The sequence below is a fragment of the Planctomycetota bacterium genome (assembly GCA_016207825.1).
Lineage (GTDB): Bacteria > Planctomycetota > MHYJ01 > JACQXL01 > JACQZI01 > JACQZI01.
Genome location: JACQZI010000014.1, coordinates 43,378 through 67,182, shown reverse-complemented (window position 1 = coordinate 67,182; position 23,805 = coordinate 43,378). Strand labels below are relative to the sequence as shown.

At 44.6% G+C, this 23,805-nt stretch carries 22 protein-coding genes and 1 pseudogene; 8 read left to right on the top strand and 15 right to left on the bottom strand.

The annotated features are described in order from the left end of the window. Positions 1–239: 239 nt before the first annotated feature. A complete protein-coding gene (locus tag HY811_06945) occupies positions 240–854 on the bottom strand; it encodes a hypothetical protein (protein ID MBI4834537.1) in 615 nt (204 codons plus the stop codon). A gap of 290 nt (positions 855–1,144) precedes the next feature. Between HY811_06945 and HY811_06940 the strand changes: the two genes are divergently transcribed. The 6 genes and pseudogenes from HY811_06940 to HY811_06915 all read left to right on the top strand — a co-directional run bounded on the left by HY811_06940 (position 1,145) and on the right by HY811_06915 (position 8,566). Then, entirely contained in the window at positions 1,145–2,305 is a 1,161-nt protein-coding gene (locus HY811_06940; protein MBI4834536.1) for an acetyl-CoA acetyltransferase, read from the top strand. A gap of 2 nt (positions 2,306–2,307) precedes the next feature. Continuing rightward, entirely contained in the window at positions 2,308–3,468 is a 1,161-nt protein-coding gene (locus HY811_06935) for a thiolase domain-containing protein (protein ID MBI4834535.1), read from the top strand. A gap of 52 nt (positions 3,469–3,520) precedes the next feature. Then, positions 3,521–4,855, top strand: coding sequence for a tetratricopeptide repeat protein (locus tag HY811_06930; protein ID MBI4834534.1), 1,335 nt, complete (start codon positions 3,521–3,523; stop codon positions 4,853–4,855). A gap of 60 nt (positions 4,856–4,915) precedes the next feature. Continuing rightward, positions 4,916–5,803 (top strand): annotated as a pseudogene (locus HY811_06925) (prepilin peptidase). Positions 5,804–5,849: 46 nt separating this feature from the next. Next, a complete protein-coding gene (locus tag HY811_06920) occupies positions 5,850–6,524 on the top strand; it encodes an OmpA family protein (GenBank protein MBI4834533.1) in 675 nt (224 codons plus the stop codon). A 14-nt stretch (positions 6,525–6,538) separates the two neighbouring features. Continuing rightward, positions 6,539–8,566 carry an elongation factor G gene (locus HY811_06915; GenBank protein MBI4834532.1) on the top strand — a complete coding sequence of 676 codons (2,028 nt, stop codon included), beginning with the start codon at positions 6,539–6,541 and terminating at the stop codon, positions 8,564–8,566. A 53-nt stretch (positions 8,567–8,619) separates the two neighbouring features. On the opposite strand, the gene HY811_06910 is transcribed toward HY811_06915, so the two are convergent. From HY811_06910 to HY811_06865, 10 genes are all read right to left on the bottom strand, one after another. Then, complete coding sequence (locus tag HY811_06910) at positions 8,620–9,234, bottom strand: hypothetical protein (protein ID MBI4834531.1); 615 nt, start codon at positions 9,232–9,234, stop codon at positions 8,620–8,622. A 22-nt stretch (positions 9,235–9,256) separates the two neighbouring features. Further along, positions 9,257–10,531 (bottom strand): MCE family protein, encoded by a 1,275-nt coding sequence (locus HY811_06905; protein ID MBI4834530.1) that lies wholly within the window; start codon positions 10,529–10,531, stop codon positions 9,257–9,259. 235 nt (positions 10,532–10,766) lie between these two features. Then, complete coding sequence (locus HY811_06900; protein MBI4834529.1) at positions 10,767–11,543, bottom strand: ABC transporter ATP-binding protein; 777 nt, start codon at positions 11,541–11,543, stop codon at positions 10,767–10,769. An 86-nt stretch (positions 11,544–11,629) separates the two neighbouring features. After that, entirely contained in the window at positions 11,630–12,424 is a 795-nt protein-coding gene (locus tag HY811_06895; protein ID MBI4834528.1) for an ABC transporter permease, read from the bottom strand. Between the two features lie 18 nt (positions 12,425–12,442). Continuing rightward, entirely contained in the window at positions 12,443–13,438 is a 996-nt protein-coding gene (gene galT / locus HY811_06890; GenBank protein MBI4834527.1) for a galactose-1-phosphate uridylyltransferase, read from the bottom strand. Between the two features lie 15 nt (positions 13,439–13,453). Then, on the bottom strand, positions 13,454–13,729 hold the full coding sequence (locus tag HY811_06885; protein ID MBI4834526.1) for a hypothetical protein: 276 nt from the start codon (positions 13,727–13,729) through the stop codon (positions 13,454–13,456). 371 nt (positions 13,730–14,100) lie between these two features. Next, the gene (locus HY811_06880) at positions 14,101–14,898 is read right to left on the bottom strand and encodes a hypothetical protein (GenBank protein ID MBI4834525.1); all 798 of its coding nucleotides are present in this window, start codon (positions 14,896–14,898) and stop codon (positions 14,101–14,103) included. A 1-nt stretch (position 14,899) separates the two neighbouring features. After that, complete coding sequence (locus HY811_06875; GenBank protein MBI4834524.1) at positions 14,900–15,619, bottom strand: trypsin-like peptidase domain-containing protein; 720 nt, start codon at positions 15,617–15,619, stop codon at positions 14,900–14,902. 6 nt (positions 15,620–15,625) lie between these two features. Then, complete coding sequence (locus tag HY811_06870; GenBank protein MBI4834523.1) at positions 15,626–16,045, bottom strand: hypothetical protein; 420 nt, start codon at positions 16,043–16,045, stop codon at positions 15,626–15,628. Continuing rightward, positions 16,042–16,239: a hypothetical protein gene (locus tag HY811_06865; protein MBI4834522.1), complete on the bottom strand. Its 198-nt coding sequence runs from the start codon at positions 16,237–16,239 to the stop codon at positions 16,042–16,044. Before HY811_06865 ends, HY811_06870 begins: the two co-directional genes overlap by 4 nt. A gap of 770 nt (positions 16,240–17,009) precedes the next feature. Between HY811_06865 and HY811_06860 the strand changes: the two genes are divergently transcribed. Continuing rightward, a complete protein-coding gene (locus HY811_06860; GenBank protein ID MBI4834521.1) occupies positions 17,010–17,183 on the top strand; it encodes a hypothetical protein in 174 nt (57 codons plus the stop codon). A gap of 1,252 nt (positions 17,184–18,435) precedes the next feature. Further along, positions 18,436–19,752 (top strand): N-6 DNA methylase, encoded by a 1,317-nt coding sequence (locus HY811_06855; GenBank protein ID MBI4834520.1) that lies wholly within the window; start codon positions 18,436–18,438, stop codon positions 19,750–19,752. A gap of 21 nt (positions 19,753–19,773) precedes the next feature. Here HY811_06855 and HY811_06850 read toward each other — a convergent pair whose 3' ends face one another. From HY811_06850 to HY811_06835, 4 genes are all read right to left on the bottom strand, one after another. Further along, positions 19,774–20,487 (bottom strand): hypothetical protein, encoded by a 714-nt coding sequence (locus HY811_06850; GenBank protein ID MBI4834519.1) that lies wholly within the window; start codon positions 20,485–20,487, stop codon positions 19,774–19,776. Further along, complete coding sequence (locus HY811_06845) at positions 20,484–20,873, bottom strand: hypothetical protein (GenBank protein MBI4834518.1); 390 nt, start codon at positions 20,871–20,873, stop codon at positions 20,484–20,486. Before HY811_06845 ends, HY811_06850 begins: the two co-directional genes overlap by 4 nt. 113 nt (positions 20,874–20,986) lie before the next feature. Then, entirely contained in the window at positions 20,987–21,499 is a 513-nt protein-coding gene (locus HY811_06840) for a hypothetical protein (GenBank protein MBI4834517.1), read from the bottom strand. Then, entirely contained in the window at positions 21,496–23,775 is a 2,280-nt protein-coding gene (locus HY811_06835) for an ATP-binding protein (GenBank protein ID MBI4834516.1), read from the bottom strand. Before HY811_06835 ends, HY811_06840 begins: the two co-directional genes overlap by 4 nt. Between the last annotated feature and the right edge of the window lie 30 nt (positions 23,776–23,805).

The window sequence follows — 23,805 nt, the reverse complement described above, 5'->3', positions numbered from 1 at the left end:
CTCAGATGCGGTGAGACCCCATCTCAAATGCAGAGAGGCTCCATCTTAAATGCGGAGAGACCCCATCCCAAATGCGGAGGGACTCCATTCCAAATGCAGAGAGACTCCATCTCAAATGCGGAGAGACCCCATCTTAAGTGCGGTGGGACTCCATCTCAGATGCGGAGGGACTCCATGATAGTAACGGTGGTATAGCCCCACCCAAAAACGGATAGATTAATCCTTTTTTATAAGCCGTTTTATTTTACCTGCGCTTCGTCCGCGGAAATCGGCTTTTGCCCTTCCGGCAAAGCCGGAGGTTTTATCGCTGTAATAAGACAGGAAAGAAACGCCAGCGGAATCGCCAAAAGCATTGCCTTATCCGTAAAAAACAACAGCTTAAGCGTAATGGACGATAAAGAAACGTGTTTGTAAAGTTCCGAATAGCTTATGAATTCCTTAAACTTGGCTAACATTGCTATTGTTAAGAGGATAGCCATAATCGTTGCCAATACTTTAGTGGGATTTCGTTTGTTCATAAATAATCCCGCTGCGGTTACCAGAAGAATCAAGGAGAAAAGAAACTTCATGGCAATCGGTGTGAAATTATCTTTCTTGCTTTCTGCCAGCAGGCTTTCTCTTTGCGAGACGAGCCTTTCTTCTATTTCTTCATCTGTAGGCGCTCTTTCAAGAGGGCCGTATTCATGGCTTGCCCGGTACATCTTGCCCGCGCCTCGGAGTATTTCTATCCGGTCATTATCAGAAAGCATTATCATTGCGGTTGCCTGCAAAGCCAAAACCAGGGAACAGATAAGCATGATTGTTCCCAATATCTTGTGGAACATTATTGCCCCGCCTTTTTTTTCTGGTTCCATAATATTCTCCTTTTCTGTTACCCCGCTCCTTCGTCTCGGGGCACCCCATTAATAGGGAATCCCGTGGAACGGGGCGCGAAATTACGAAAGTAAAACACGAAGATACCCCGAAAACATTCGGGGTGCTTTCGTTGCCTTTCGTGTTTTTATGATTTCTTACAGGTATAGTTAATTAATGGCGGCATAAAGTCAAATAAAATGCCACTTTCATAATATTAATGTAAACAAATCTTAAATTAAAGATATTTCTTGACAAAAAGGTGTGTTTTTTGGTATCTTCTCAGGCTACTATGACCACCGAAAAACGTGTTGCTATTATCGGCGTTGGTTATACCATTCCCCGCATCGCAACCCCGGAGGCTTCTTACCGCGAGATGACATTTGCGGCAGCGGTCAGGGCTTATAACGAGGCGGGAATGTCTCCTAAGGATATAGGATGTTTTACCGCCTGCTCCGAGGATTTTAACGAGGGAGTAAGCATCTTTGATGAATACGTGCCCGACCAGTTGGGCGCTCCTTTAAAACCTGTCCACACCATTTCCGGAGACGGGCTCCAGGGGCTGGCCGCGGCTTATATGCAAATCATGACCGGCCTTTTTGATACCGCGGTCGTTGAGGCGCATTCCAAGGCATCCAATATCGTTAACCACGACAATGTCCTGGAATTCGCTATGGACCCGATATTCCACCGCCCGCTTAATATCATGCCCTGCACTTTAGCCGGATTGGAAATGAAACGTTATTTATCCGAAAGCGGTAATACGCTTGACAACTGTGCTGATGTCGTGGTGAAAAATATGGCTAACGCTCTTTATAATCCGGGCGGCGCTTACGGCGCGCTGATTTCCCGTCAGGACGTCCTGAATTCTCCCAAAGTGGCGGAGCCGCTGACCGGATTGCAGATAAGCGGGTATTCGGATGTCGCCATCGTTCTGGTCCTGGCTTCCGAAGAGAAAGTAAAATCGCTCAAGCTTTCCGCTCCCCCAGTCTGGATTAAAGGATTGGGCTGGATAACCGAGACATCATGGCTGGAAACGCATGACTGGGTCGAGGCGGTTTACGCCAGGGATGCCTGCCAGAGGGCTTATAAACAGGCTAATATAAAAAAGCCTGCCGATGAAATAGATGTTTTCGAGATAGATGATACCTTTGCTTATAAGGAACTTCAGCATATGGAGTCAATCGGCCTTTGCAAAAGAGGCGAAGCCGGAAAATTGGTTTCAGCCGGCGCTACTTCTTTTGAGGGTGATATTCCGGTGAATCCTTCGGGCGGCTCGCTTGGAACCGGTAATATGCTCGAAGCAAGCGGCCTTTATAAAGCAGTGGAGATTGTGAAGCAATTGCGGGGAGAGGCGGGACGCCGCCAGGTAAAGAATGCCAAAAAGGGATTGGCTTTTGCCTGGAGAGGATTGCCGACGACCACCGGAGCCGCGGTTGTTTTAGAGAAATAATTATGCGTAAAGTTGCTATTGTCGGAGCGGGAATGACCAAGTTCGTCCGGCGCGCTTTGGAAACGCCCAAGGAATTGGCGCACCAGGCAGCCAAGGCGGCACTGGATTCCTGCAAACTCTCGCTTGATGATATAGATTGCGTGGTGCACGGCACCGCGCCGGATGCCTTCGACGGCGTCCATATGAACGGCGAATATCTTTCCGATGCCAGCGGCGGTTACCGTAAGCCCTATATGCGTTCTTATGTGGGCGGAGGGACAGGCGTCTTCGCGCCGATTCACGGCTGGTATCACGTAGCTTCCGGAATGTTCGACAGCTGCCTGGTTGTCTGCGAGGAAAAGATGTCTCCCTGCCGGCCGCATCCGCAAAGCGCCTTCATCAGCATTTTCGACCATACTACCGAGCGCCCACTGGGACCAAACCTCATCTGGATTTTCGCGCTGGAGATGAACCGTTATATTACCACCCACGGCATTTCACTGGAAGAAGTGGCTGCGGTTGCCGTAAAGAATAAAAAGAACGCGCTTGGCAATCCTTACGCCATGCTGGGCGAGGATTTGACCGTTAAGAATATTTTATCTTCGGAGGTATTGGCCTGGCCTGTTCACCGGTTAATGGTCAGCCCGGTTACCGACGGCGCCTCCGCGGTGGTTCTCATGTCCGAGGAAAAAGCCAAGAAGCTTACCAAAAAACCGGTCTGGATAGACGGTGTCGGCTGGAGTTTGGACAGCTCTTACTGGACCAACCGTGACTTATATTATCCGCGTTACGTGGAAGCGGCCGCGCGGATGGCTTATAAAATGGCCGGTATTACCGAGCCGCGCAAGGAAATAAATATTGCCGAGCCTTACGACCCATTTGCCTATAAGGAATTGCATCATTTAGAAGGACTTCAATTATGCAAAAAAGGCGAGGCGGCCAAGATGACCGCTTCCGGCGTTACCCAGATAAACGGCGATTTGCCGGTTTGTCCTTCGGGCGGTTTGCTTGGTGTGGGAAACCCGATTGCCGCCGCGGGACTCATGAAAATATGCGACCTTTTCTGGCAGTTGCGCCATGAAGCTACCGGCCACCAGGTTCCGGGGAATCCCAAGCGCGCCGTGGCACAGGCTTGGGGGGATTTGATGCAGGTCGGCACGGTGGTTACTTTGAAGGTGGATTAGTTTTATCACCACACCTGCTATTATAAATTATTAGTTCATAGGAGATATTAAAATGGCAAAAGCAGTGAAAGAACCGGATATCGACGTTAAGTTCATTTTTTCCAAATCAGAACTGGATATCCCGGAAATCCTGGAACTTAAGGAAAACATCGTTCATCATATTAAATTACGCCACAACATGGAAAAGGTATTGAATGAATATCTGGATAAAAAAGACAGCGAGTCATACAATACCAGGATAGGGATTGTTTATTGGATGCTCAACCGCCATGATAAAGCCGTCCCGCTATTGGAAGCGGCGCGTTCGAGCCACCTGACCAATTATTTCCTGGGTTTATCATACCAGGAAACGGATAAACCGGAAAAAGCCTATGAGCTTTTGAAGAAGTTATACAAAGACGAGCCGAACAAACTTTATTTTATTTGCCCCATGGTTTCGGCATTGATAAGGCGCGGCGAAATTGAGGAGGCGTTCAAAATCCTCGAAAACGCCAAGAAAGACCACCGCTCCGAAGCCGATATTTACTGCTATACGGGATGGTGTTTCGAATATCTCGGCGAATATAAAAAGGCGGATGCTGAATACCAGCATGCCTTAAGGCTGGAGCCGGAGCATTCAGAAACCCTTTTCCGGATGGCTTACCGGGCGGACTTGCAGGGGAAAGACGAACAGGCGATTAAATTGTATGAGAAACTGTGCGACCAGCGCCCGACCTATTTTAACGCGCTTATAAACCTCGGGATAATGTATGAGGATAAAAGCGAGTTCGATAAAGCCATCTCTTGTTACGAAAGCGTCTTGGAATATAGCCCGGTCCATCCCAAGGCATCTCTTTATTTGAAAGACGCCAAAGCTGCTCAGAATATGTATTATAATGACGAGCTGAAACGCCGGGAACAACACCTGAAAAATATCATGTCTATTCCGATAACCGATTTCCCGATGTCTATCCGTAGCCGTGCCTGCCTGGAAGATCTCGGCATAAAGATACTTGGCGACCTGGCGGTAAAGACGGAAGATGAACTTTTGAAATGCGATAATTTCGGGATGACCTCTCTTAATGAATTGAGAGAAATCATGGCGCGTAAGGGACTGACCTTTGCCCAGCCCGGAGTTGTACCCGGACAGCCGGCCACCGTCGCATTGCCGATTATCGAAGAACCCAATAAAAAGCCGGATATGCTCAACAAATCAATCTTTGATATGGAATGGTCTGCCCGTATCCGCTCGTGTTTCGGACGGCTTAAAATATATACCCTGCGTGATCTGGTCAGCAAGAGCGAGCGCGAACTCTTGGACACCAAAAATCTCGGGCAGATTTCCGTTAAGGAAATAAAACAACGGTTGGCGGCTCTCGGGCTTTCCCTGGCGCAGGGCGCCTTATAATATTCATGCCTGTTTGTCCCTGCAACCGGAGATTTCTCCGTGATAAGTGAATTCTATCTGGCAGTCGTATTCGTTTTCGGGCTGGTCTTCGGCAGTTTTCTCAATGTTTGCATCTACCGCTTGCCCCGCGCCGGCATGTCGCTTATAAAGCCTTCTTCACATTGCCCGAAATGCGAACGTCCTATCCGCTGGTTTGATAATATTCCCTTATTCAGCTACATATTTTTACTGGGCAAGTGCCGCCATTGCAAAAACCCCATCAGTTTGCGCTACCCGCTGGTTGAGCTTCTGACGGCGCTCCTTTTCACCTTTGCCTTTGCCCATCATTTTAGCGGGGTCGATACCATAACCCGCAACACGATAGTCGGATTCCTGATAAGCATTTACCTCGTCGCCGCTTTGATTGTCATTACTTTCATAGATTTCGAGTTCAGGATAATCCCGGATGAAATAAGCATTTCCGGTATTGTTATTGCCCTGATAGTAAGCGCCGTATTTCCTTCGACAATGGCTCCGCTCTGGTTCTTCAGCCCCACCTCCGTTGCCACTCCGGGGACTTCGCTGGTGCTCAGCCAGGGAAACACTGTTCTAATGGCTCTTTCAGCTTCGCTTTTTGGCGTGGTTGCGGGCGGATTGGTGGTTTATCTGGTAGGGGTATTCGGCAAGATAATATTCCGCAAGGAAGCCATGGGCTTGGGCGACGTAAAACTGATGGCCATGCTGGGTGGTTTCATGGGGTGGGAGGCGGTATTGTATGTTTTCTTCCTGGGGTGCCTTTTCGGTGCGGTGGTCGGCGTTATTTCCTGGATAGTGACCAAGGACCATTACCTTGCCTTTGGGCCATATCTTGCCCTGGGCGCTTTGGCCATGATTTTCTTTAAATCCGAGATTATCATATTTGCCACCCAAACATATCCGGAATTTATCAGAAACCTCTTGACACATTAAAAACTAATAATATAATAATATGACTTTTAAAAAAGGAGGAAATAATATGAAAAGCCAATTGAGGATAATTGGTTTGGCCCTGGTTTTTGTATGCGGCCTGGTTATGGTTGGCTGCGTTTCCGGTATGCAGTATCGGAAGGAAAACGAAATGTTGAAGATGGAAGTCAACCGCTTGAAGAGGGAAAATGACGGCCTTATGCAAGAGGTAGATACTCTCCACAAGCATAATGAGAAATTATACCAGCAGATACGTGACAAGAGTGATTATTCATCCCTGATTCCAAGCCAGAAGGATTTGACTCCTTTGACAAACAAGCTCAAGGAAAAGGGTTTGGAAGTGGTTATCCGCGATGGTTCTCCCGCCGTGGTGGTTTCAAACGTGTTTGACCCGGGCGCGGAAACGCTCTCCAAGGATGGCAAAGCCCTGGTAAAGAAAACCGCCCTGGCGATACTCGCGGAAATTCCGATTTGCCCCTTAAGGGTGGATGGATATACCGATAACGAGCCGATAGTCAAGCACAAGGATAAATATAAAAATAACGAGGAGCTTTCAACCGCCCGCGCCAAATACGTGGCTAATTTCCTGGTGAATGAATGCGGTTTCGATAAGAACAACGTCGAATCACGCGGGCTGGGCGCGGCTAATCCGGTTGCCGATAACAAGACCGCAGCCGGTCGCGATAAAAACCGCCGGGTTGAATTGGTAATTCTTATAAAGTAAGGCAACTTTGAGAGATGGCTAACTTCAGGAATATTGCGTTTGTCGGGCATGGAGATTCGGGTAAAACATCTTTTACCGAACAGATTCTATTTAAGACCGGAGCCACCAACCGCTTAGGCGAAGTTGAAAGCGGGTCATCGGTTTGCGATGCCGAACCGGATGAAAAAGAACGCAAAAACTCCATAGATTGCGCCATCGTTCATGCCTCGGCAAAAGATTGTTTGTTCAATATCTTTGATGCACCCGGTTATCCTGATTTCGTGGCAGAGGCAATCTCGGCTCTGTGCGCGGCGGATAGCGCCGTCCTTTTTATCAACGCCTCTTCCGGCATCATGATTAATACCCGCAAGATGTGGGATAAAATAAAGCACTATAACCTTCCCTGCGCCATTGTCATTAACAAGATTGACATGGAAAACCTGAAACTTCAGGATGTGTTTGCATCTGTTAGGGAAACGTTCGGGGAAAATTGCATCCCGGTCATACTCCCCAATGCCACCGGCTCCGCGTTGAAGGAAACGATTAATGTCATGGATGCCGAACCGGATAAACTGAGCGCGGATTCTAAACAGTATAGGGATAAAATGATAGAAGCCTCGGTCGAAGTCGATGACCAGCTTCTTAATAAATACCTTGACGGCAAGGAAATTACCAAGGATGAATTGGCCTCCGCCGTCAGGAAAGCTTTCCTAAAAGGGAAGGTCGTTCCTGTCTTCTGCGTTTCCGCCAAGAAAGGCATCGGCATTGACGAATTCCTGGGATTCGCCGCCAAGTATTTCCCCGCGCCCAATGATTTGGGGGCGAAGGCGGGCGTTAATCCCGCGAAACCGGAAGAGTTGCTCGAAAGGAAGTTTGGGGACAACGAGCCCTTTAGTTCCTTTGTCTTTAAATGCGTCAGCGACCCGTTTGTCGGGAAGATTGTCTATATGCGTATTTTTTCCGGAGTATTGACACCGGATTTGGTGCTCTTTAATAGCCGTACCCAGAAAACCCAGAAACTGCCCAAGCTCTTTAAACCGTTCGGCAAGGATTTAAAGCCGGTTGATAAAACCGTTTCCGGTGATATCGTGGCGGTTACCAAAATAGAAGACATGTCCATATCGGATACATTTTCATTGCCCGCCAACCCGATTAAATATCCGGCTATCGAGTTTCCCAGCCCGATGGTCTCTCTGGCAATCGAGCCGAAAAGCAAGGGCGATGAACAGCGTTTGAGCGTTTCCTTGGCAAAGATGACGGATTCCGACCCGACCTTTAAAATCCTGCGCGACCGCCAGACCAATGAGCTGGTGATAAGCGGTATTTCCACCTTGCACTTGGATGTCGTCATGGGCAGGTTAAAACAGCGTTATGACGTGCAGGTTAACACCAAACAGCCTAAAATCCCTTATAAAGAAACAATTAACCTGAAAGCCGAAGGCCAGTATAAGCATAAGAAACAGACCGGCGGCCGCGGGCAATACGGCGAGGTGTACCTGAGGATAGAACCGTTGCCGCGCGGAGAAGGCTTTAAGTTTAATAATGAGATATTTGGCGGTTCCATTCCCAACCAGTTCGTCCCGGCAATAGAAAAGGGCGTGCGCGGGATATTGGAACGGGGCGTCATCGCCGGCTATCCGGTCGTCGATGTCAGCGTGACGGTTTATGACGGCTCCTACCACGTGGTGGATTCATCCGAAGCCGCCTTTAAGATTGCCGGTTCCAAGGCGTTCCAGATTGCCTTTAAGAACGCCAAACCCACCCTTATCGAACCGGTCGTCAATATTGAAATAACCATACCTTCCAAATTCATGGGCGATATTACCGGCGACCTCACTTCGCGCCGGGGCAGGATTACCGGAATGGATACGATTGCCGGTCAGCAGGTGATTAAAGCAACCGTTCCCCTGGCAGAGGTTTCAAAGTATTCAACCGAACTGCGTTCCATAACCGGAGGCGAAGGTCATTACACCATGGAATTCTCCCATTATGATATCGTGCCGGGCAAAACGCAGGAAATGATTATTGCCAACGCTAAAATTGCCGCGGAAGAAGAAGAGTAAACCATTTCCGGACTGTTACAATAACCAGGTCTCTGGGTTAGGTTCTTGCCGATTTATAGATCAATAAAACCGCCTTCAATTATACGCGGGTCAGAGGTCCATTCATGTTTGCAATTCGGGTCTGTTATGGTGCTGTCAATATCATGCGTTTCATAATAGTTGAACCAACTATAAGATAATATTTTCTTTTCAGTATAATCACTGGGGCAAACAGAACACTCATAATGCGTTTTTTCTATCTCTTTATCAGGGTGAATTAGGCGGTCTAATAAAAAGAAAGAAATAACAATAAGAATAAAATATAAAGCGTTAAAAAATACTTTAGAAGATTTGCGTAACCATGCTATAACATACTCGTTAATGACTATGAGGAAAACCGTCCCCGTAATAAAGGCAAATGTTAATACAATAATTTTATAGTCATCATCATAAAATATTTCATGCTTTACGAAAAGGTAAAATATTGTTACTGCAATCATAGTTATTAGCCATGGGATAAGCGTTATTTTAGAAATAATGACTTTTAGCAGGATAACGCCTAAACAGACGATTGAATAGACAAATAAAGATACAAGAAAGTTTATGTTTCCTATGTCTAATCGTAGTAGAATGATGGAGACAAGAATGAGAATCAATAAAAACAGAGTTGGGAAGCGATAAATCTTCATATAAAATCCGTGTAATCTGTGGCTATGGCGCGGACAGGCCGATCAAGACGATGAAATTCTTTATATCGGCGTCATTATAGGAGAAGCACGCCCCGCCCATGAATTCAACGTCATCATTAAACAGGCGGTTGGCGCCGGCATACAGTTTGAAGTGTTTCCAAATATTGGCCGTGGCATAAATACGGAACATCCCGCCCCGGACGTTTTCGTCTATATCTTCGTCTTCCACGCTGTTGTAGGCATCCCTGCCTTCAAAGGTGATGTGCAAGGGCACGATTCCGGTCGCCTCTCTCGGGATATCCCAATCGATTCCTGCTCCGGCCTTGCCTTCGATGAAACCAGGGCGGAAGGTGATTTTGTGGTCTGCCCACGAATATTTATATGCCAGTTGCACCTCCGCTTTGACAAAGGTCTGGTCTTTATCCTTGGTAAGCTTGTTTTCGAAATCCACCACGCCGTCTTTATCCAGTGCCATGAAGGCGCCCCCGGCCAGGAAATACCTCTTTTCATGCGGGTGGATGGTCAGGTTTATTTTGGAAACGATTGATTCGGACTCGGCAAAATATTTAGTCTCGGTATTAAGGAACACCTGCGTTTTCATGACGGGCGCGATCACCTTTTCCGCGGCATCGCCCGCACTGGAAAGCTGTCCGGAAAGCTTTTCGTCAAAGAGTAGCTTTCCAAGAGTGCCTTTACCTTCTTCAAGTTGCTTGGCCACCTTTTTTATGGATTCCGAGGCCTCGGTAAGGTTGTTATAAAGCGTGTCATCGGTTATCAGCTTGCCAATGGTTCCCTTACCGGCACTCAAGTCGTTTATCAGGGTTTTTAATTTCTGTAAGGCGTCTTTGACGTCATCCTGGTTGTTTTCGACAAATTCACCCAGTTTATTGATGCCGGAAGCGGCGATGGTTCCCCTCAGGCCTTTGTATTCTTCCGTGGTGATTTTGCCCAAGCTTGGGGTCCCTTGTTTAATCGCCACGAGATTGCCTCCCAGGCTGCTTGCCTCCTCGATGGTTATTTTATAGTCTTTGTATAAGGGTATTTCTATATTGCTCTTGAGGACAACCTTTATTTCGGTATTGGGGAGAAGTTTCAGGGATTCCACCGTCCCGACTTCCATTCCGGAAACGCGCACCGGGTCGCCTGTTTTTAATCCGCCTATGGATTTAAAAAATACCATGTAATTATAGACATGATTAAATATTTTTAATTTGGATATGGTAATGCTAAAGACGAATAGCAAAACCAATCCGACAATAAAGAGGAACCCGATTTGCAGTTCTTTTTTATAACGCATACATATATCTTAATTTATAAGCCCTGATATATCAAGATAATTTATCCACGGCTTTTTTCTGTCCCGCTGCCCGTCTCCGTTTTATCTCGGGGGTGCCCCGCATAACCCCGCTCCTTTGTCTCGGGGGCACCTGTCTGCCGTAGCACAGGCAGGCCCGATTATCGGGAGTCCTCGTATGGGGATAGTGAGTCCATATCCCGCAAAGCGGAGTAGGGAAAAAATCGCATTAAAATTGTCATGTAACGATTTTCTTGAGCTTTTCTTCGTCCTCATCCTTAAAGGGGCCTTCGCTCGCCCCATCCACAAACTGCTTAATATAGGGGTCGGTGCTTGCCTGGAATTCCTTCGGCGTGCCGGAACGGAATATCTTGCCTTCGTATAAAAGGGCTATCCGGTCGGCAACCTTAAAGGTGCTTTTCATATCATGGGTTACCACTATGGAGGTGACGTTTAAGGCTTTTTTCATCTGGATAATCAGGTCGTTAATAATATTAGACATAATCGGGTCAAGCCCGGTAGTGGGCTCATCATAAAGTATTATTTCCGGTTTGGCGATAATGGCGCGTGCCAGGGCGACCCTTTTTTTCATACCGCCGGAAAGCTCCGCCGGCATCACCTTTTCCAGCTGTTTCAGCCCCAGCATGCTGAGCGCCTCGTTTACCCTCGCCGGCACCTCAGCCTCCGGTATCAGCTTATGCTCCCTTAAAGGCAGGGCAATATTATCTGCCACGTTCAAAGAGTTAAGAAGCGCCCCGGATTGGAAGAGAAATCCGAATTTCAGGCGTATTTTATCCATGGTTTCCGGATCCGCGCTTGGCACATCTATCCCGTCTACAATCACGGTGCCTTTATCCGGAGCCAAAAGGCCGACCATGTGTTTTAAGGTAACGCTTTTGCCGCAACCGCTCCGGCCGATAATGGCAAAGGTCTCGCCCCGCTCGATGCGGAAATTTATCCCGGCAAGGACGTCGTGTTTGCCGAATGATTTATGAACGTCAATGAATTCTATCATACCTTCTTAAACTGTCATGTCCCGGCGTAACGCCGTGGCATCCAACCCTTATCTGGATTCCCGCTTTTGCGGGAATGGCGATTAGTTTAACTGCTCAACGTCCAGTAGAAGAGCCACGTCAGCAAATAATCAAATATCAATATGGCGATAAAAGAGATAACGACCGCACGCATGGTTGCCCGGCCGACTCCGGCAGCCCCGTTCTGGGCGCGCAAACCTTGGGCACAGCCGACCAGAGCTATGGTAATACCGAATACAAACGACTTGAAAAGCCCGCTGTAAATATCTTTTAAATCCAACGATTCCTGCGCGTAGCGGAAATACAGGTTAAAGTTGACATTGAGAATCATATTGCCGATTACCGCGCCGCCCAGGATGCCGATTAAATTTGTGTAGATGGTAAGTAAGGGGCAAACCAAAGCCATCGCCACGACGCGCGGCAGGACCAGGAAATTTACCGGGTTAATGGACATCACTTCCAGGGCGTCTATTTCTTCGGATACCTTCATGGTGCCCAGTTCCGCCGCCATGGTGGAGCCGATTAAGCCCGCCAGGATGTATCCGGTCATGACCGGTCCCATTTCACGGCACATGGAAGCAGCCACCAGCGCCCCGATATTTTCTTCCTGCCCGTATCGGGCGAGTTCTATCCCCGCCTGCAGTGCCAGCACCATTCCGGTAAAAGTGCCTACAATCAGTGCCACCGGGAATCCGCCGAAGGCGCTTAGTTCTATCTGGTGCACCAGGTCTTTAATGCGCCGCGGAAGATATTGCAGCTGGAAGAAGGTTTGCCATAAAAGCATGATATTATAGCCAAGTCCGATTACGGCAAGCTCTCCCTGGGCGTAGAAGCCACCCATGATATTTTGCAGAGCTTTCATATTATGGTTCTAATTATATTAAGTTATCTCGCGTAAAAAGACCGAAGCGCTTTCCGGAGACATCGGATTAATATAAAAGCCGGTTCCCCATTCAAATCCGGCAACGCGCGTGATGCGCGGTATTATTTCTATGTGCCAGTGGTAATGTTCGGAGGAATCCATGTTAAAAGGCGTGGTGTGTATCAGCATATTATAAGGCGGGTTATGCAGCACTTTTTCCAGTCGCACGAAGATATTCTTCAAAATCCGCGCCAGTCCGGGAATCATGCTCTGCGAGATATTCTCAAAGTGCGTCATGTGTTGTTTGGGCATAATCCATGTTTCAAAAGGAAAACGTGAGGCAAAAGGATTGATGGCGACAAAGTGTTCGTCATTTATGACCAGCCGCTCTTTTTCTTCCAGTTCCTGCGAGATGATGTCACAGAAAATGCAGCGGCCGCGGTAATCATAGAAATTCTTGCTGCCGATCATTTCCTGGTTAATCCTGATGGGGACAATCGGAGTGGCAACCAATTGCGAATGCGTGTGTTCCAGCGATGCCCCGGCCGCATTGCCGACATTTTTGAATATCAATCCGTAATTAAAACGAGGGTCTTTTTTCAGATCGAGTAATCTTTCCCTGTAGACCAGGAGTATATCCCTGATATGTTCTTCCGGAAGCGGCGCCATGGATGTAATATGTTGGGGCGTTTCCACAATTACTTCATGTGCGCCGATGCCATTCATCCGGTCATATATTCCTTTACCGCGTTTATCCGGATTGCCTTCGATTCGCAATGCGGGAAATTTATTGGGGACCACCCGGACGTGCCAGCCCGGACCGTTGGGCTTGGAATTGGGATTACGAAGAGCGAGTATTTCAGGCGGGGTGGTTGATTCCTTGCCTTCGCACAAAGGGCAGTTAGTGGGATTAGCCTGCACTTCCGGATGCTTGAAATCATCCGGCCTCTGCGCACGTTCCGCGGCGATGATTACCCACCGTCCTAAAATCGGGTCTTTTCTCAGTTCTGACATAGGCGTATATTATAGTTATCGGTAGAATATCATCAAGAAAATCAATAATAGTATTATAAAGGTTGTTATGATGAACCAGGGGTTGAGGAGGAAAGGCCGTCCGAATTCTTTCTTGACGAAGTCGTCGTAATCCGCGTCGGTGAATTGGGAGGGGATATCCGTGCCGGAATCAGCGGCATCCTCAGCCCAGCCGGTGGATTTATCCGAGCCGCATTCCTTGCAGGAGGTGGCATTGGCGGGCAGATTAGTCCCGCAGTGCGGGCAGGTAAAATCAGTATCATTTGTTGACATTGAGCTCCATTTACATTAGTGCCTTTTTATAGTATTAGATTTCATGGAGCGAAACCCCAGACCTAAAACCATTCAATCAATTGTATATACTTATGGTTTTTAGGTGTGTGGGTCACTCATTTAGCGGCTTAATCTATCATAATCATTGAGAAATGCAAGGAAATCCCTCCGCGATAAGGAAAGAGAGTGTCCCAACATAATATAAAGACGTCCGTGCGAATGAGCCTCCCCGACCCCACAAAGCAGGGTCGGGGACCAACTCATCATGGTAGCTTATACCTGGCTCACTCGGCTCTACAACAGTTACATAATCAGGCGTACCCGTAGCGTAATCAGCAGATATCCCGTGAGGGGCAGCGTAGGGGTATAGTTCATACCTGAGAAACCTTAACAGACAAAAACAACTGTCCGTTATCCTTGACGAAGTCCAAGTGAGAAGCACCGCCCGGAGCAAAGCTTTCCAGCCCCAATGCCGGGTCAACCATCCCCTGAACCAGCGAGTTCAAGAGGGTATTGACTTCCGTTATTAGGGGCATGCCCATTCCACCCTGGATGATTGATATACCGCCCTGTATGAGCCGGGAAATCAAAAGCACCCGGAGCGAATTCTTCTTTTCCGCCGTGGTGACGTTAAAGGGTTCGCTCGGCGCCATGTAGAGGTCTGCCGCCCTCATCATCCCTTTGGCTTTGGAGTCGCCGGACAGCCAATAAACCGCAATCCTTGCGGGACCGGATTCCAGGGCCTTAATGCCTGTCAGGGCAAGCGTGCTTTCGCTCAACCTTTCGGCATAATCTTCCTTGGCGGCAATAACATTATCCTTGAACCGCTTGGCGGTGACGCCGTCAACGGTCTCAAACGCATGGTCCAGGTTCCGCAGGTATTTTGCCCATGCCCGTTTGATTTTATATGCCTGGCTGGCATTTATTTTGGACTTGTTCTTGCCTCTCCGGCTGACAAAAGCCGGGTCAAGCACATTCTGGTATGCCTGCTCGGCAGGTTCCGCCATCTTGGAAAGATAGGACATTTCGTCAGGGATGACCGCCTTAAGGCGTTCAATCAGCTTATCCGCGTTACCGGTCAAGCCCTCTGACCAGAGCTCTGCCATTTTAGGCACTGCCTGTGTCAGCGGGTTGATAGCCAGTTTTATCCATATTCTTGTGATACTCATCTTACATTCTCCTTTTGCCACAGAGACACAGAGCCCCCCGAGATGACATCGGGGGACTTCTGTGCTTTTCCCCCGCTCCGTTGCACTTCAGGGACACCCGAATAATAGGGAGTCCCTTCCAACAGGTAAGGGGCGTGGCTATATTTTTAACGCTCTCTATACGCAGTTGCGCCAAAGAGTTCACAGTACCCCTTAACGCCTGTAACTGCCTATGAGTGGCGATTATTTTTCTATTTTCTTCCGGATGAGAGCCAAAACGATTTTGATAACCGCCCTGACCACACCCAGCCAGAAACTCGACATTACTTTCAGCATAGTCTAACTCCTTCCTGTGGTTTATTTGCCACGAAGGCACAAAGTCACTAAGTTTTTCTTGGTGTCTTAGAGTCTTGGTGGCTGAATCCAGGAAATCGTATATTTCCGAGATGGGCACGATACCCGCCATGGTAGTAACAAGTTGATTACCGCATAACCGAACCCATACTGCGATACCGATTAACTCGTGCGTATCTGCCGTGTAAACCGGACCACCGGAATTACCGGGTAAGATAGGCGCGGAAACTTCCACCGAATCAAAGTTAATAGCCGAGATGATTCCTGAAGACGGTCTTGGAGATAAACCTAACGAGCAACCAACGACATAAACAGGGGCAAACAGATAATATTGATAATCCCTATCTGCTAACGCAGCAGTTTTTAGATTATAGTTGTCAGCTTTCAGACTAAGCTATGCCAAATCTTTAAGCGTATCCGTAATAACTACAGAAGCGCTTAGTGTCTTAGTGCCTTCGTGGCTATAATCGTAGAATGTCACATCTACCTTGGCGTAATTCCCAACCACATGAGCAGCAGTCAAAACGTAAAGTTCAACCGTTGAATTGTTCAACTGTTCAAGAGTTTCTTTTGAACTATTAAACTTTGAAACTATTGAACTCTGAATCACAACGCCAGACCCTATTCCATTGGCAGTTGTGATTCTTACTGTCGGGCTAAGCATTTCATCATATTCCCATTGATATGGGTTGTCCTTAGTAGATAAGGGGCGGATGATTATCACATCCGGCGGGAGTTCGGGCGGCTTAGTCGCCCATGCTGTCAGCCCGATTCCCAAAATCCCTAAGATTATTATAAACATTACGCGTTTCATGCTTCACCTCCTTCTTCCAGCCCGACAAACAATTTATACCAGTAATTCTCACTGGCAGCTGGGGCATTAATCCACAATGCCAGCATCAGGATTACGCCTGTCGCGGGCCTGAGGTCATAGTCCTTTTTCCAGAGTTGTTTCAGTTCCCGGACGGTTTTTTCCTTAAGGTCATGATCTTTCCGCATTGCCTTCATAAACTCCTCCGCGTCCTTGAACGAATCCAGCGAAGGCGATAGCCGTTCCTTAACCAGCTCTAATTCATTCCGGTAAGCGCCTTTTAGCGCCCTCTGGTAAAGGTGCCTGTTGATGAACTCAAAGGTGGTCAGTTCATCAGGGTGTTTCGGAACGTCAGTGACGTCCCGTTCTAACGGGATGGCTTCAATTTTTCTTATCTTTCTACCCTCCTTTGGAGGACTTCAACATTCCGAATTCGCTATTCGCCATTCGTTTGTCCCTCCATCCTTATGGAATTATTCCCGCATTTGGGAATGGAGAAAAAGAGCCTGTTTCCAATGGCTTAAAATAAAAGGAGTTGGAAAGAGGGTGTTTTTAGCGTGGGGACAAAGTGGGAATGACTGCTCCTACAATAATAAATATAATATGAGCGTCCCCTAAGTGCCCCATTCTGCGTAATATTAATAGGCTGACCCTACCCAAGGATATATTGGTCGTCCCCCCGTAGCCATGGCGTAGGTGGGGGGAGTCCCCGAAGCATGGGGTAGGGGGCAACGTAGCGGGGAGAGAGAAAAAGCCGCTAATTAAGGAATGCCTGGCGTATTTTACACCTTAAAAAGCGGAAAAGGGTGGTTTTGGGTATGCTGCACTTCTCGCAGGTCTTTCGCCAGTCGCCGTCCGTATCATAATAACCCTGAGACCAGCGTATTTCACATGGGGATAACGAAATGGTGATGCGCCCGACCAGGCAGATGATTTCCTTAAAGGAAAAGGGGATTAATTCGCCTTCATGGCGGTGGACCAGCCAGTTATACTCCCGTTTTACTTTTCTAAGGAATCCGGCGAGTCGTTTGCGCCTTATGCGGTATTTTCGGCAAAGGGTGCTTCCTTTGCAATCTATTATGTAATAATCCTGGATAAGGGGCAGTTTATCATCACGAGGGTTGGAAAGGCGGGCGATTAAAAATACGATGTCTTTTAATGTAAAGCGGTGTTTTTGGTTTGAAGGTTTCCCGTGGAAGAACTTGTTATCAAGTTCGTCCTGATAGGAGTATTCGTCGTCCCCATCGTAGTCGTTAGAGTCATAAAAGCGGTGCGTACACCATACGTAAAATCACCTTCTTTCCGTCCCGCCCATTCGACGTAGTATCAATCGGGCGTCCCGGCGAATGCCGGGGCAATTCCCATTCTCGCCGTACGGGATACGGGTACTTTCCATTTTACGGCCTATTAGCCGTAAAGGTGGCACTGCATACTACTTATATAGCAATTTCCATGCCAACCCGCCCGAAAGGCCGTTTAAAACGTTTTTATCCGACTGTTTGCCTTTATAGCTTGTTTTTTAGCCAAATTAGTGTAAAAATAGTTTACAAAATTATAAAGAAATTTTACATTTTAAAAATTATGGGGGATAGCATAGGGGGCTATCCCTCACGGGATGACTGCTGTCTATAGTCCCCGAAGGAATAGAGAGGGGGCTGTCCCTGCTATAATACAATTGATTTGGCGTCCCCGAAGTCCCTCAAGGGACGGAGGGGGCTACAGTCCCCGGAATCCCGCCCTTCCTCTAGTCGCAAGGCGGGATGGAGGGGGTATCTACTCCCCCCCTCTGGTTTATATATATCACGCCTGAATCGGTATCTCACCCCCTAAACGAATGGTGTACCGGTTATATACGAATCGAATACCGGCCCTAGACGAATGCCGTACCGGTCCTTGACGAATCGGGTACCGGTCATATACGAATGCTATAGTGACCCTAGACGAATCGTGTACCAACCCTTGACGAATCGGGTACCGGTCATATACGAATGTTGTACCGACCCTTGACGAATCGTCTACTAACCCTTGACGAATGGTCTACTGACACTAGACGAATGCAGTACCGGTTATATACGAATCGTATACCGCCCCTTGACGAATGCTATACTGACACTAGACGAATGGAGTATTAGCCCTAGACGAGTGGAGTACTACCTCTTTGGCGTATTGATACTACCTTTGCGGAAAAACGGGAAGTAGAAGACGGGGAAATTCAAGCAACGAATTAAACGGAAATTAGTACGTGTCCCCGGATTAGCTGTCCCCGGATTAGCTAAATATCTAGATGGTTTATATAGTGATTATATTGTTTTTATATTCTAACCATCGTATAATTCCGATAAACATTTATTCCTTATTCTTAGAAAGACCATGTGTTTGTCAGGCGGTCTGTTATGAATCACCTTAATCAATTTAAAAGTTATGTTAGAAACACAGAAACATTACTTCTTGATTCCTTTCGTAATCTAAATAAAACACATAACAAACAAGTTTTTGCCGCTCTAAATGGGGAACCCAGTAGAGAGTTACGTCGTTTAGTTAATTTAAATACTCAAAAATCATCAGGCATATTTTTTACCGGTAAGGAACTAGCAAAACAAACATGTAAAATCCCTTTCAATAATTATTCTAATAAATTGACGATACTTGACCCCGCATGCGGTGCCGGAGATTTACTTGTAGCATATGCGGCAAGATTACCCTTGGGCAACGACCTTAAAACTACTTTAACAAATTGGGGGAAACAGATTAGAGGCTATGATATTTACCCTGAACTTGTCCATCTAACAAAGATTCGACTTGCATTATTGGCAATTTTGCGCGGGCTTCCTGTAAATAAAGAAAATCCTTGTTTGTTATCTAATACATTTCCTTTTATTCAAACTGGTAATTTTCTTTCAATAACTAATGAACCCAAAGAAAAGAAGCATATCTTAATTAATCCTCCCTTTACAATGATGAAGGCACCAAATGGATGTACTTGGGCATGCGGAAAGGTTTCAACTGCAGCGGTTTTTATTGAAAAATGTCTCACTTCTAACCCTTCAGGAAGTCATATTTCTGCAATATTACCAGATGTTTTAAGGACTGGCTCACGATATGAAAAATGGAGAAAACTAATTTCTTCGCTGGCAAAAATAACTAAGATAGAAGTTGTGGGGCAATTCGATAAATTGACCGATATTGATGTCTTTATATTGCATTTAACTGTGAAGAAAGATAAAGGAAATAAAAGAAAAGGTTTTTGGGCTTTGCCGAGAATTAAATCTAAAAAACGGGTTAAGGATTTATTTGATGTTAATGTCGGAGCTGTTGTCCCACATAGAGACATTAAAAAGGGTTTAAAATGCAGATATATTTTTGCTCGCGAATTACCTAAAGACGGAATTGTTAAAAGATTTAAAAACTATCGTAAATTCTCCGGAAAACTTTTCTCTCCTCCATTTGTTGTTATTCGCAGAACATCTAGACCGGACGAAAAAAAGCGCATTATATCAACAATAATTGCCGGTAAAAAGAAGGTTGCGGCTGAGAATCATTTAATAGTACTGACTCCATATAATAAATTACTTAGTGAGTGTAAGAAGTTAACTAACAGTCTAAAATGCGATAAAACCACAAAATGGTTAGATAAAAGAATAAGGTGTCGACATCTTACAGTTACTGCATTGAAAGAATTACCGCTTTGGAATGGTTATTATAAATACTAAGCAGTTTTAGTTAAAGTAAGTTTATTTCCCGCAGAAATGATTACAAAGTATATGTTTTTCCTCTGAATTTAAATAAGCAGAACATTCAGCATAGTAGTCTTTCCAGCATAGCTGTTCATTATTCCATAGAATGCTTTTCCAATCATTGTCTTCACGTAGTTTTACAACATTTTCATCATAAAAATGCATAAAAACTATTTGCATTAATAATGCTAATGACATGGGCTTATAAGAGATACGAGGCAAATCTATACTTGGAAAAGTGATGTTAATTGCATATTCGGCCCCGAACGAGCGACCCGTTCCTCCTCCGTACTGTAAATGAAAAAATGGATGTCCACTTTCATTAGCTTTAGGATTATAGTCAAAATGAAAATTTCTAAATAATGTGTAACGTAGTTCTTCCTGGCTCCTTCTGGCTTTTTTCGTAACTATTAAATGATAACACACTTTTTCATAACTGTTATTTTGTATTTTAACATCTGCATTTACAAATATTCGTAGAGTTAAACCAATATCAGCGCAAGGAACATCGAAAAATGTATTAAAATAAAAGTTAAAGTTTTTTAGTTGATTTTTTCGGATCAATTGAGGGTATTTATTGTATACACTGTATGCCCTTCCGGCATCGCCACAAAACTGTGATATTCTTGTTTGATTCATCAAGAACTTCAGTGTTTTTATTTCTTCTTGGATTAATTTAACCGGCGTAGGAAATGTGGTATTTATGCTCATTTTTTCCTTTTTTGCTTTCGTTTCTCTTCAAAGAACATATCTTTTTCGAGATTAACAATCGGTTCTGAGCATCTAATATGCATGGGATATTGTTTTTTTAATGATTCATCTGTATATCCCACGATTTCTGGATAATCTTTTTCACAAACATAACATTTAGAAAAATCATTCTTAGTGATTGGCGGGGTTAAAAAATGCCCAAGTTCCCATGTTAGACCGCTATGCTTTTCGTGAATCTTTTGATACAATAAATCCTTGATTTTCATTGGCCACCAACGAGGTTTTGACGTGTTTGCAAAGATCCCTTCATATTTTGCATCCTTAAAAATATTTTCTACTTTCTCAAAACCTTTTTCATTTAAACCGAGATAGGTTGCAGCCCACAATTTATTATATAGGAATCCTGGTTTACCAAAAAAACTATTTCTGACCCATTTGTATAGAGTTGATAGCCAGCTTGAACTTAAATCAGTAGGCAGTACTTGTATTAATTGTTCTCTTAATTGTTTTGGGTTTTTAATAAGCCTAAAAACCTAGACTTATCGGAGGGGACTTTTTTCGAAACTCTAAATGCATTTGCCAGAACAAAAATATCCTCGAAATATTCCTCAAAGTCATCGGCATCTATAAAATCATCATATATATCTTTAGTATTATTAGAAATAGGGATCCTGCGTATATTTGCAGCGGTTGTTATTCCAACAATGGGGCAATTTAATCCTTTTTCTCTTAGAAGCAAAGCTATAGAGGTACCATTAGTCTTGTTGTCTTCTATAAAACCGCCTTTAATATTATCCAAAAAATGGTCTATAATAATAAGATTGGGGGGTATTCTTCTATATGCTTTGGTTATTCCATCTAATACTTCTTTTATATCCATCCCTCTAACTAATTTAAAATCAATTTCGGCCTTTGGGATACCTCTAAAAGATTTATTTTCCAAAGTCCTTGCATAATCAGCTTGACGTTTTTGATTGTCTTCTATCCATAAAAATATCATTTTTTTCTTCATGGTAAAATAACCTCCAAATCGGTTTTCCAGTTACCTGTTGGTTTCACAAATCTGATTTCCCCCTTACGTAATTTTACGATATCTTTAACGATACTTAATCCTAAACCACTTCCCATCCCCACAATATATTTATCCCTGGGATTAATTTTTTTCTCTAATTCCTTGTATAGCTTATTTGTAGGATCAGCAATAAAAGGAATAAAAACATCATCAAAATGATTTTCATCTAATCCAATTCCACTGTCACGAATATTTAGTTTAGCTTTTTTCTCGACCATTGTAGCCGCAATTTCAATTATTTTGTTTTGTCCCTCAGCTATCACAGCCTTAATTGAATTAGAAAGAGTATTAAGAAGAATCGCATATAATTCCCCTTCCAACATTGGACCGACCAATAAATTTTTGGGGACTTGATCATAATTAATTTTAATATGATATTCATCTAATATTGGTTTAAAGCATCTTTCGGCTGATTCGATTCTATCAAACAGTGCTAATTGCTGAGGCGGTGTGGATATATTTTCCGTGCCAATAAGAGCTGTCATTTCTAAAAGATCATTAAATCTTTTTTTAGAATCATTTAAACCATTACGTATTTCTTTAATGAATTCTTTGTCCTTGGCAGAAACTCTATCTTCGAGATCTTTTAATTTTACGCGACTGGAACTTAATGAACCAGTGAATAATTTTACATCATGAGCAAAAATATTTAGCAGTGTAGAAGTTGAGGCCACTAATCTTAAGTGATGTAATTCACCAGTTTTCAATTTGTCATATTTTAAAATAGAATTCGTTATCGCTGGAATGGATTTTTCTAATTCTTCTCTCTTATTCTTTGGTAATAGATTGGATATGCTATCAACTTGTTGTTTTAGATAGGCGGTAGCGGCCTCAACAACTTTTTCCGGGCCTACTTTTTTGCCGATTACTTCACCTAGTTTTTCAGCAGCTTTTTCTGAACTACTCGTTTCTTTTAATCTTTTGTAATAATCCCTGAGAATAGTTGCCCAATCAATACCATACCGTACGAAATTCTTTAATTCTTCAGTTGCTTTTGAATCTACAAATTTTTCTCGGCTGGCTTTCATCTCAAATCCGGTCGCACCTTCACCAATATTAACCGAACCAACATAACTACGCATCGAAAGCAAACTAAGTAAATAACGGCTAGGAAGTACTACATTATTGAAGGTGTATACAACCTTTTCAAGCTCCTTGGATTCTGACGCTCCTTTGCTTAGTGCTCTATCCCTATCAATATCCAGCCAATCATCATCTCCATAGGGATAAACCCTAAATCCTTTGAAACGAACCTGAACACCACCCCAATCATCTAAGAAGTTTTTAACTACCCAATCTTTTAGCAAATTTGAATTTTTGTATTCTTCTTTTAATAGTTTTGGGTCTTTATATTGGTCTTTTCTACTACCGGGAATTATTCCTATTTCCATTGTGACGTCTTTTAGGTTTGTGTATTCCTCAGAGCTCTTAAAAGTTCTTTCCCCAATATCTAATGCATCTAGGGTATAAGTTGCGTTACCTTTACTATCAACATGTCCTTTAAGCACCCCCCAACCACCTGAAATAACTTGTTGACGCATATCAATCGCTTCTGTTGTACCTTCCATTTGTGGAAAAGTCATAAAAATATTAAAGCCTGGGTCTTCTGCAAACCCTTTCCTTTTTTCGCCTCTATTAATAGCAAGCAAACAGAATTGTCTTTTTGCAAAGTCATAACCTCTTTTTTGCCACTCATTTTTTTGCCCCTTACTGATAATTAAAGTGGTTCCTGTTTGCGCATCTTTTATTTTTTCATTTTTCCCCGGGCATTCTATCTCTGTAACTTCTTTCCCGGCTTTAAAATGGTCCCACAGAAATTCAACCTCTGTCCTTTCATAGTTATTCCCAGTTGATTTTGCAATTGTAATAAGCTTTAAATGCAATCCTAACCGTCGACAAGCAAATCGTCCAATACCTTTCTCTCCTGTCTTAGGACGACCATATAATGGAGAATAATTATTCTTGATTTTATTTGTTGTGGCAATCCTCATCCAATAATTTTTAACATCATCTAATGTCATGCCATGTCCATTATCGATAATATGGATTTCTGGGGCACCTGTTTTTTGCTCAATAAACTTTATATCTACCCGTGTTGCATCGGCGTCATAAGCATTTTTAACTAATTCAACCAAAGCAATGTGAGGAAATTCGACTAATTTTTCCCCCAATTCACTGAGCAAAGCACTATCAACTGTAAACTTAAATTTCTCCATATGCGTATTTTAAATCGGTTATTCTAACAA